General features: G+C 58.3%; 8 protein-coding genes. 6 read left to right on the plus strand and 2 right to left on the minus strand.

Annotated features, from left to right (window positions below; all coding sequences use genetic code 11):
* Positions 1 to 120 precede the first annotated feature (120 nt).
* Both HMPREF2710_RS05510 and HMPREF2710_RS05515 read left to right on the plus strand, forming a co-directional pair.
* A complete protein-coding gene (locus tag HMPREF2710_RS05510) occupies positions 121 to 858 on the plus strand; it encodes a DUF6318 family protein (RefSeq protein ID WP_070599969.1) in 738 nt (245 codons plus the stop codon).
* 126 nt (positions 859 to 984) lie between these two features.
* The gene (locus tag HMPREF2710_RS05515; RefSeq protein WP_070599971.1) at positions 985 to 1,695 is read left to right on the plus strand and encodes a DUF6318 family protein; all 711 of its coding nucleotides are present in this window, start codon (positions 985 to 987) and stop codon (positions 1,693 to 1,695) included.
* A 185-nt stretch (positions 1,696 to 1,880) separates the two neighbouring features.
* Here the strand turns inward: HMPREF2710_RS05515 and HMPREF2710_RS05520 are convergent, their stop codons facing one another.
* On the minus strand, positions 1,881 to 3,149 hold the full coding sequence (locus HMPREF2710_RS05520; protein WP_049345488.1) for a DUF349 domain-containing protein: 1,269 nt from the start codon (positions 3,147 to 3,149) through the stop codon (positions 1,881 to 1,883).
* A gap of 302 nt (positions 3,150 to 3,451) precedes the next feature.
* On the opposite strand from HMPREF2710_RS05520, the gene hisS reads away from it, so the two are divergent.
* On the plus strand, positions 3,452 to 4,813 hold the full coding sequence (hisS, locus tag HMPREF2710_RS05525; protein ID WP_049350086.1) for a histidine--tRNA ligase: 1,362 nt from the start codon (positions 3,452 to 3,454) through the stop codon (positions 4,811 to 4,813).
* A gap of 348 nt (positions 4,814 to 5,161) precedes the next feature.
* On the opposite strand, the gene HMPREF2710_RS05530 is transcribed toward hisS, so the two are convergent.
* Positions 5,162 to 6,124 carry a DUF559 domain-containing protein gene (locus HMPREF2710_RS05530; protein ID WP_049358364.1) on the minus strand — a complete coding sequence of 321 codons (963 nt, stop codon included), beginning with the start codon at positions 6,122 to 6,124 and terminating at the stop codon, positions 5,162 to 5,164.
* A 394-nt stretch (positions 6,125 to 6,518) separates the two neighbouring features.
* Here HMPREF2710_RS05530 and aspS point away from each other — a divergent pair, with 394 nt between their 5' ends.
* From aspS to dtd, 3 genes are all read left to right on the plus strand, one after another.
* Complete coding sequence (gene aspS, locus HMPREF2710_RS05535) at positions 6,519 to 8,291, plus strand: aspartate--tRNA ligase (protein WP_044145827.1); 1,773 nt, start codon at positions 6,519 to 6,521, stop codon at positions 8,289 to 8,291.
* Positions 8,292 to 8,501: 210 nt separating this feature from the next.
* Positions 8,502 to 9,029, plus strand: coding sequence for a P-loop NTPase family protein (locus HMPREF2710_RS05540; RefSeq protein ID WP_070599973.1), 528 nt, complete (start codon positions 8,502 to 8,504; stop codon positions 9,027 to 9,029).
* Positions 9,030 to 9,182: 153 nt separating this feature from the next.
* On the plus strand, positions 9,183 to 9,617 hold the full coding sequence (gene dtd / locus HMPREF2710_RS05545; RefSeq protein WP_012903476.1) for a D-aminoacyl-tRNA deacylase: 435 nt from the start codon (positions 9,183 to 9,185) through the stop codon (positions 9,615 to 9,617).
* Positions 9,618 to 9,704 lie beyond the last annotated feature (87 nt).

Consider the following 9,704-nt stretch of genomic DNA (forward strand, 5'->3'; position numbering starts at 1 on the left):
GCTTTTCGAAACACATGTGGCTTCTCAGCTATCGGGGTTCTCCCCTTCAGCTGGTTAGTCTTCCGGTTTCTAACCAGCCCCCCTATTCACACTTCACACCGATACGAGGAATGTATTTCCATGACTTCCGTTATTTTGAACCGCCGCACACTGTTGAGCGGCGGTACCCTTCTGGGTCTTGGTGCCCTGCTTGCGGCATGCGGCCAGCAGGCGGCTAATGAGGCGAGCGCCTCGGCAGCACCGAGCGAGACCGCCTCCGCCACGCCGAGCGAAATGACTTCCGCTTCAGCTTCTACGGCGGCTTCCGATGCCTCTTCTGCATCAGCTACTCCGAGCCCGGTCATTACCCGCGGCTACTCCGGCGGCTCAAAGGCACCTGACGGGGAGTACCGCGGAGCTGACCCTAACGGTCCGGCACAAAACGTTCCGAAACCTGCATCACCTGAGGACGGATACCGAGAAAAATCCAATGAAGGTCTACGCAAAACACTCAACGCGTGGATTGAATGGAACAACTACGGCGCCCAAACCGGAGATTACAGCCAAGCACGCAAATTCGTTGATAGCAGCTTTACCGAACTACTAGACTCCTACGAAGGTCTTGAAGCCCTCTACAAGCGGGGCGGATGGATTATCGCGGGTCTTGATCACTACATTGCTGACGGGAACCCTTGGAGTGAGGGAGAGACTTACTACTGGAAAGCGTACCGGGAGTGGGGCTACGTTATGTACATTGAACCTAACGGTGATTGGAAGTCTTACGAGAATGACAGAAAGGATGACGACACCTGGAAGTTCTCGTTTAAATACACTTCTGAGGGCTGGAAGATTATCGACTTTGAACAAGTAGATGACTAAATAGGAAATAAAAAGCACTTATTAGTATCGCAAGAATTCTTATTCTTGCTTCGAGAATTTCTCTATCTTCCGCTTTCTAATCAGCATCCCCCATTCACACCACACCGATATGAGGAATGTATTTCCATGACTTCTGTTTTTCTTACCCGCCGCGCAATGCTGAGCGGCAGCGCACTTGCGGGTATTGGTGCCCTGCTTGCGGCCTGCAGTCAGCAGGCTAATAACGAGGCGGCAGCCACCGCCTCCGCAGCGCCGAGCGAAACGGCTTCGGCGTCTGTAGCGGTGTCGGAGTCGCCTTCGGCAAGCGCTACCCCGTCTACTGTCCGAGGCTACTCGGGCGGATCAAAAGCACCCGATGGCGAGTACCGCCCTGCTGATAAATACGGTCCAGCACAGAATGTACCGAAACCCAATGCTCCGGAAGACGGCTACAACGAAAAGTCTCTAGAGGGCATGCGTAAGACGATGGATGCCTGGATTTTGTGGGGTAATTACGGTACTCAAACTGGCGATTACTCGATGGCTTTCAAGTTCATGTCCCCTACTTTTGAAGACGAACGTAAGGCCTATACAGGCGTCGAGGAACTTTACAAAAGCGGCGGATGGGTCATTGGCGGTATAAACCATTATCTTGCTGACGGTAACCCCTGGTCAGAAGACGGTGAAACCTATTTCTGGAAGGCGTACCGCGAATGGGATTACGAGACTTATGTTGAATCTGACGGTAGCTGGCGCAAATGGAGTAATGACGATAAAACCGATGACACCTTTAGATTTGAGCTGAAGCACAACGGGCAGAAATGGGAAATCATGAATTATGAGCCCGTTGATGACTAGTCCCTCCAGCCGATCCTAAAAGTCCGCACCCCGCAGATATCCCGCATCCCACAGACACCCAGCAGACATTCCGCAGACACGCAGAAGCCACATGTATTTCGAGAAGCCACCAAAAAAGTGGCTTTTCGAAACACATGTGGCTTCTCGGCGTTAATTAGACCGTTATTTAGACCGTCTGCTAGACCCTAGTTGCCGAAGCCCTGCAGGGTTGCTGCCCAGGCGCGGCGCGCCTCCAGAGCTTCCTTAGCCTTGGCGATCTTCTTGGAGTCGCCGCCCTTTTCAGCTGCTGCGAGCTCTGCTTCCAGCTCGGCGAGGGAGTCCTCGATCTGTGCGAGCAGGGAGTTCGCGCGTGCCGCCTTGGCGGGGTCGTTGCGCTTCCACTTTGCCTCTTCGGCGCCGTTGATTTCGTCCTGAATACGGCGCAGTTCGCCGTCGACGCGGCGCAGGTCGTTGCGGGGCACGCGGCCTGCCGCATCCCAGCGGTCCAGGATCTTCTCGAAGGATGCCTTTGCTGCCTCGATGTCTTCGACGGGCAGGAGTGCGCGTGCTTCTTCGAGCAGTGCTTCCTTGACCTTGAGGTTTTCGGCGTAGACTGCGTCCTGCGCTGCTTCGGCTTCGTTGCGGGCGTTGAAGAACACGTCCTGTGCCGCGCGGAAGCGTGCCCACAGCTTGTCGTCTTCGCGACGGTGGCCGCGGGGTACCTGCTTCCAGGCGCGCATCAGGTCGCCGTATGCGCGGGAAGTCTCAGACCAGTCAGTCGAAGTCGACAGCTCTTCCGCACGTGCAATCAGCTCTTCCTTGGCGCGCTTGATGCGTGCGTTGCGGTCGTCCAGCTGAGAGAAGTGTGCGCGGCGGTTGCGGTCGAAGGTGGTGCGGGCTGCGCGGAAACGCTTCCACAGCTCGTCCTCTACGCTCTTCGCCAGGTGAATTTCGCGCTGTGCCTTCTTCCACGCTTCGAACAGTTCGTTCATGCGGGAGTGGGAGTTCTTCCAGTGGATTTGGTCGGGGTCCTGGCCGGCAATCTGCTCGGCTTCCGCGACGATTTCTTCGCGGACGGCGAGGGCGCGTTCACGGTTTTCGGTGCGTGCCTGCTGCTGCTTTTCGCCGAGTTCAGCGATCTGCTCTGCGAGGGAGACGAGGCGCTTCTGCAGGCCGGAGTAGTCACCGACCATGTTGCGCACACCGATCTGTGCACCGATGGAGGTGATGCCCTTCTGCAGGTCTGCGGCGGGGGCGTTGTTGGCGAGGCGGGATTCGAGCAGGGCAACCTGCGCCTCGACGTTTTCAAACTTGCGGGCGAAGTAGCTGAGCGCTTCTTCTTCGGAGGCGCCGGGCAGCTGGCCTACGGCGTATTCTTCGCCGTCGACAATGACGAAGACGTGGCCGTCCTCGGAGACGCGGCCGTACTGGCGTGCCTTTTCGAGGTTTACAGTGTCGTCGGGTTTGGTAGTCACCGCTATAACTCTTTCACTCGGGGGTGCTGGGGGTGGGGCGCCTTTGCGCTGTTCCCCGTGGTGGGCACCCGTTTGGGTGTGCGTGTGCACCTCCTAAGCATAGCCTCTGTGGGGTGTGTGTGAGTAGTGTCTGGTCGTGTTGTGTTGTGGGCGAACCTGCCGGCTACGGGTTTGCGTGGGTTTGTGTCGGGTGAGCTGGGGGAGCGGGTGCTGTGCTGGGGTGGGTGTTGGTATGATGGGTAGATATGCCCGGAGGTGTTCCGGGGTTTTGTTGTCGAGTTCTTTGTCAAGGAGTATCGCGTATGGCTCGCAAGGCTTCGCTGTCTGGTTTTCCCGAGTATCTTCCGGCTGAGCGGTTGGTTGAGAATCATGTTCTGGACACTTTGCGTGAGACTTTTGAGTTGCACGGTTTCTCCCCGATTGAGACTCGTTCGGTAGAGACTATTGAGCAGCTGCTGCGCAAGGGTGAGATTGACAAGGAAGTTTACGCAATTTCTCGCCTGCAGGAGGACGAGGCTGCTAAGGCTAAGGAAAAGCTGGCTCTGCACTTTGACCTGACCGTGCCATTTGCCCGTTATGTGGTGGAGAACGCCGGTTACCTGAATTTCCCGTTCTCGCGTTACCAGATTCAGAAGGTGTGGCGTGGTGAGCGTCCGCAGGAGGGTCGTGCCCGCGAGTTCACTCAGGCTGATATTGACGTGGTTGGCGACGGTGAGCTGCCGTTCCGTTACGACGTGACCTTGGCGCTGGTTGTTGTTGATGCGCTGTCGAAGCTGCCGATTCCTGAGTTCAAGCTGCGTGTGAATAACCGCAAGCTGGCTGAGGGTTTCTACCTGGGCTTGGGTTTGACTGATACTGCGGCTGTTCTGCGTTCTATTGACAAGCTGGAGAAGATCGGTGCTGAGCGTGTGGCTGAGGAGTTGCAGGCTGAGGCTGGTGCGAGCGCGGATGCTGCCGCTGCCGCCCTGGAGCTGGCGCAGATTCGCACTGAGGATGCATCCTTCGTGGAGCAGGTGCGTGCGCTTGCCGCTAAGTATTCGGTGGAGCACGAGCTGCTGGATCAGGGTCTTGCTGAGCTGGCTGAGGTCATTGAGGAGGCGGCTCGCCGTGCGCCGGGTAAGGTGCTGGCTGACCTGTCGATTGCTCGCGGCCTGGACTACTACACCGGCACCGTGTATGAGACTGTTCTGGTTGGTCACGAGTCGCTGGGTTCGATTTGCTCGGGTGGCCGTTATGAGTCGCTGGCGTCGAACGGTAAGAAGACGTACCCGGGTGTGGGCCTGTCGATTGGTGTGACTCGTGTGGTGGCTCGTATTCTGTCGCAGGGTTTTGCGCAGGCGAGCCGTAAGGTGCCTTCGGCTGTGTTTGTTGCCCTGACGAATGATGAGGGCTGGTCGGCCGCGAATGATGTTGCGGATGCGCTGCGTGCCCGCGGTATTGCCTGCGAAGTGTCTGCGAATGCGGCGAAGTTCGGTAAGCAGATTAAGTACGCTGAGAAGCGCGGCATTCCGTTCGTGTGGTTCATTTCATCGGATGAGTCGGGTGCTCCGGTTCATGAGGTGAAGGACATCCGTTCGGGTGAGCAGGTTGCTGCTGATCCGGCTTCGTGGATGCCGCCGGCTGAGGACCTGCACGTTCAGATTGTGCGTGCTGAGGGCCTGTAAGTACCTGTCATACCGTAATATCTGGCTGCTGGAGTATTTGGCCACTGCAAGCCTGCATATGGATGTGTACCCGCCTGGTGGGGAGGATGTTGACCTCCCTGCTGGGCGGGTCCTTTTGTCGCGCTTTTTGGTCGCGCGGATTTGTGCTGTGTTGATTTGCGCCATGGGTTAGTGTCTTCAGCCGTGGGTTCTTGATTTGGGTAATGACTTAGTGACTTTGGAGAGGGTCTTTAACCCGTACCAGAGTCACTAAGTCATGACTGAAATCCGTAACTCATGACCGAAAAACTGCAACCTCGCACGGAACACCTCCGCCCGGCTCCTTGGTCTTCGGCTGCCAACCCCGGCTTATTTCAGAAGTAGATTCCGTAAATGGGTCACGACCTCTAGCTCCTTGTTAAAGATGTCTGCCCACGTGAGGTGCACGACCGTCCAGCCGGCGCGGGTTAGGGCACGGTCGCGGGCTGCCTCACGCCGGTCTCTGCCGGGGTGGTCCACGTATTTCTGTTCGCCGTCGAACTCGAGAATGACCCGCGCTTCGGGCCAGGCGAAGTCCATCCGATAGTTACGGCCCTCGCACGAGATTGGGTACTGCGTTACGGGCAGGGGTAGCCTGTGTTCCATGAGTAGGCACCGGGTGAGGCTTTCACCAGCCGACTCGCTGGATGCATCCACCGCCTGCGCCAACAGGGGCCCTGCGGAACCGCCGTATCCAGTGAGGTTCAGTAGAATCTCGGTTACCTCGCGGGGTTCTAATAACCCTCGCCGCATGATGGAGTCGGCGAGGATTACCGCCTCCCGAAAGGGCATAGTGCGAGCGCAATCCTGCAACGTGCGAGCCACCGTTGTAACCATGATGGATGTGCCCGGCAACCTGGTGGCTTCCTCAGGGGTAATGGCGGTTTTATGTCGGTGAATCCGTTCCCGGTCCGTGGCGCAGTGACTGCGGCTGTACGCGTCCAGCATCTGTGGAACGGTCAGCAGGTCAAGGCCCCACAGCACCGCAGCTGATTCGTGTGAAAATACTCCCTGAAACCCCACGAGGTCGGCGGCGATGCATCGCACGCGGAGCCGGTCGTCGGAGTTGAGTTGATTTGCGTTGTGGTTGTAAATGTAGGCTCCTCGTCGAATGCGTTGCAGGGTTCCTCCGGCTATGAGATTACGGAGGCGGCGCGGGCCTATTCCTTTCATGCGAAGTGTGGCTGGGGTGTGCACGAGAGGGTACAGCTCCGCGATACGTGGAATTCCAGACATCTTGATGGGAGCATTTGGGTCTGAGACATGTGATGTCAGAGAGGTTATAGCGTTCATGGCATAAGCCTGACAGTTTTGAGCCAAAGTTACAGGGCTAACCCAAAATCTGTGGATAACTTAGTCGGTTTTGCAGAATGAGTGTTTGTCCACAGGTTGCAGATGTGGGTTCTTGATTTGGGTAATGACTTAGTGACTTTGGAGAGGGTCTTTAACCCGTACCAGAGTCACTAAGTCATGACTGAAATCCGTAACTCATCATCAAAAACCGCTGCCCGTCTCCTCACCTCTGCCTCCGCACCCCATTTTCTGGTGCCTGACTTGCCCCGACCCGCCATCGACCTGCCCGGAGGGGATACAATATATGAGGCGCACGCAGTGTGCGCATATCATCAACCGCGTGTACCCGGCTACTGTCTATAGTCGTGAGGTGCCCGCTATGAAAGGAATGTCTGTGCTTCGCACTCACACCAACGGCGAGCTGACCGCCGCAAATATTGGAGAGACTGTTACCCTGACCGGTTGGGTGGCTCGTCGCCGCGACCACGGTGGCGTCGCCTTCGTTGACCTGCGTGACCGCGAGGGCGTCACCCAGTGCGTTTTCCACAACGAGGCTGACTTCGAGCACCTGCGCAACGAGTATGTGCTGCGTGTGACCGGTCTGGTGACTAAGCGCCCGGAGGGTAACGAGAACCCGAACCTGGCTACCGGTGAGATTGAGGTTGAGGTGTCCGCCGTTGAGGTGCTGAACACTGCCGCTCCGCTGCCTTTCCAGATTGACGAGCACGTTGAGGTGGGTGAGGAGGCGCGCCTGCGCTACCGCTACCTGGATCTTCGCCGCCCGGAGCCGGCTCGCATCATGCGTCTGCGTTCGGACGCGAACCGTGCGGCACGCAACCTGCTGGCTGAGGACGGCTACATTGAGGTTGAGACCCCGACCCTGACCCGTTCGACCCCTGAGGGTGCGCGTGACTTCCTGGTGCCGGCTCGTCTGGCTCCGGGTTCTTGGTATGCTCTGCCGCAGTCCCCGCAGCTGTTCAAGCAGCTGCTGCAGGTGGGCGGTATTGAGAAGTACTACCAGATTGCTCGTTGCTACCGTGATGAGGATTTCCGTGCGGACCGTCAGCCTGAGTTCACTCAGCTGGACATTGAGGCTTCGTTCGTTGATCAGGAAGACATCATTGAGCTGGGCGAGCGCATCGTTGAGGCTGTGTGGAACCTGATTGATGTGAAGGTTCCCCGCCCGATTCAGCGCATGACCTACAAGGATGCGATGGAGAAGTATGGTACGGACAAGCCTGACCTGCGTTTCGGCCTGGAGCTGACTGAGCTGACCGAGTACTTCAAGGACACCACTTTCCGCGTGTTCAAGGCTCCTTACGTGGGTGCTGTTGTGATGCCCGGTGGTGCTTCCCAGCCTCGCCGTACCCTGGACGCTTGGCAGGAGTGGGCTAAGCAGCGCGGCGCTAAGGGCCTGGCTTACGTTCTCATTCAGGAGGACGGTGAGCTGACCGGCCCCGTGGCTAAGAACATTACCGACGCTGAGCGTGCTGGCCTGGCTGAGGCTACCGGCGCGAAGCCCGGCGACTGCATCTTCTTCGCTGCTGGTGAGGCTAAGGCTTCCCGTGCGCTGCTGGGTGCTGCTCGTGTTGAGATTGGTCACCGTACCGGCCTGATTAAGGACGGCGAGTGGTCCTTCGTGTGGGTTGTTGACGCTCCCATGTTCGAGTCTTCTGCTGAGGCTACTGAGTCCGGTGACGTGGCTCTGGGTCACTCCGCGTGGACTGCTGTGCACCACGCGTTCACCTCCCCGAAGCCCGAGTTCATGGATACTTTCGACACTGACCCGGGTTCGGCTCTGGCGTACGCTTACGACATTGTTTGCAACGGTAACGAGATTGGTGGCGGTTCGATCCGTATTCACCGCCGTGACGTGCAGGAACGCGTGTTCGCTGTGATGGGCATTGGTGAGGAAGAGGCTCAGGAGAAGTTCGGCTTCCTGCTGGATGCGTTCAAGTACGGCGCACCGCCCATGGGTGGTATTGCGTTCGGTTGGGACCGTATTGTGTCTCTGCTGGCTGGCGTTGATTCGATCCGCGAAGTTATTGCGTTCCCGAAGACCGGTAATGGTTTCGATCCGCTGACTGCGGCTCCTGCACCGATTACTCCGGAGCAGCGTAAGGAAGCTGGCGTTGATTTCAAGCCGAAGAAGAAGGACGAGGAGTAATCTTCTCTAGTCTTTGGTCGTGCGCCCCGTAGGGGGTGTGGGCCTGGGCGGCGTGAACCCGGCGGGCGTTGAGTTGTGCCGGGGTCGCCGTTGAGGGTGGGCTGTGTATTCTGCTGGTGCAGGGTCGCAGCCCACCTTTTGTATGAACTGGCGTGCGTGCCGATTTGTGTACTAAGCAAAGGTGTGTGCTAACTGAAGGGGGAGGGGAGCATGCGCATCCTGATTGCCGGCCCGAGCGGTAGCGGTAAGACGACGTTCGCGGCGCGGTTGGGGCGCCTCCTGGACATTCCGCATACGGAGATGGACTCGTTGCATTGGGGTCCGAACTGGACTCCGCGCCCTAGTTTTGAGGCGGATGTTCAGGCGCTCATTGAGCGGCCTGCGTGGATTACGGAGTGGCAGTATCCGCAGGTGCGCGGCCGTCTGCTGGAGCGTGCGGATGTGGTGATTTACTTGCGCTATAGCCGTGCGGTGGTCATGTGGCGTGTGGTTCGCCGGACGGTGCGCCGTGCGGTGACGGGTCAGAGGCTGTGGGCTGATAATGTGGAGCCGCCGCTGAAGAATATTCTGCGCGACCCGGACAACATGATTCGGTACACATGGAGGAGCTACCCGCACGTCGGGGAATTGCTGGCGGAGGCTCGCGGGCAGCATCTGCAGAAGCGTTTTCTTGAGTTTCGTACCCCGCGGGCGGCGAACCAGTTTTTGCGTGCCGTGCAGTTGCGCGGTGTGCTCTGAGGCGGCTGCCTCTAGAACTGCGGCTCCCCTAAACCAGCCGCGTCTAAAACAGCCGCCTCTAAAACGGCTACCGAGCGCGGTGTCGAAAGAGATATATGAGCTCGGTGAAGGCCGGCTCCAAGTTGAAAGATGAACCCAGTTGAAAGGTGAACGATGCGAGTAGTTATTCAGCGTGTGACCCGCGCAGCGGTGCGCGTGGCGGGTGAGACGGTCGGCGCGATTGAGCAGCCCGGCTACCTGGTGCTGGTCGGTATCACGCACGGTGACGGTGCGGCACAGATTGCGAAGCTTGCCGATAAGACCGCGAACCTGCGCCTGATGGAGGGGGAGAAGTCCCTGCTCGATGAGGGCGCACCCGTGCTGGCGGTTAGCCAGTTCACCCTGTACGGGGATGCGAAGAAGGGCCGCCGCCCCTCCTGGTCTGCCGCTGCGCCCGGCGCGGTGAGTGAGCCGCTGTTCAACGACTATGTTCAGGCGCTGCGTGAGCGTGGCCTGCACGTGGAGACCGGCGTGTTCGGCGCGGACATGCAGGTGGAGCTGGTCAATGACGGCCCGGTGACCCTGATTCTCGATAGTGAGACCCTCTAAAAGCGGTGCTTTCGATAGGTTAGTGGATTGCCCCGAGGTTTAAAGCCTTGCCCCGGGGTTTAAAACCCACGGCGAAGACACTAACCT

Origin of the sequence: Rothia sp. HMSC069D01 (assembly GCF_001810135.1) — a bacterium.
In the GTDB taxonomy this organism is placed as follows: domain Bacteria; phylum Actinomycetota; class Actinomycetes; order Actinomycetales; family Micrococcaceae; genus Rothia.

Coding starts and splice junctions, on each gene's coding strand:
- HMPREF2710_RS05515 (WP_070599971.1), top strand. CDS start 985: ATGACTTCTGTTTTTCTTACCCGCCGCGCAATGCTGAGCGGCAGCGCA.
- hisS (WP_049350086.1), top strand. CDS start 3,452: ATGGCTCGCAAGGCTTCGCTGTCTGGTTTTCCCGAGTATCTTCCGGCT.
- HMPREF2710_RS05510 (WP_070599969.1), top strand. CDS start 121: ATGACTTCCGTTATTTTGAACCGCCGCACACTGTTGAGCGGCGGTACC.
- HMPREF2710_RS05540 (WP_070599973.1), top strand. CDS start 8,502: ATGCGCATCCTGATTGCCGGCCCGAGCGGTAGCGGTAAGACGACGTTC.
- HMPREF2710_RS05530 (WP_049358364.1), bottom strand. CDS start 6,124: ATGAACGCTATAACCTCTCTGACATCACATGTCTCAGACCCAAATGCT.
- dtd (WP_012903476.1), top strand. CDS start 9,183: ATGCGAGTAGTTATTCAGCGTGTGACCCGCGCAGCGGTGCGCGTGGCG.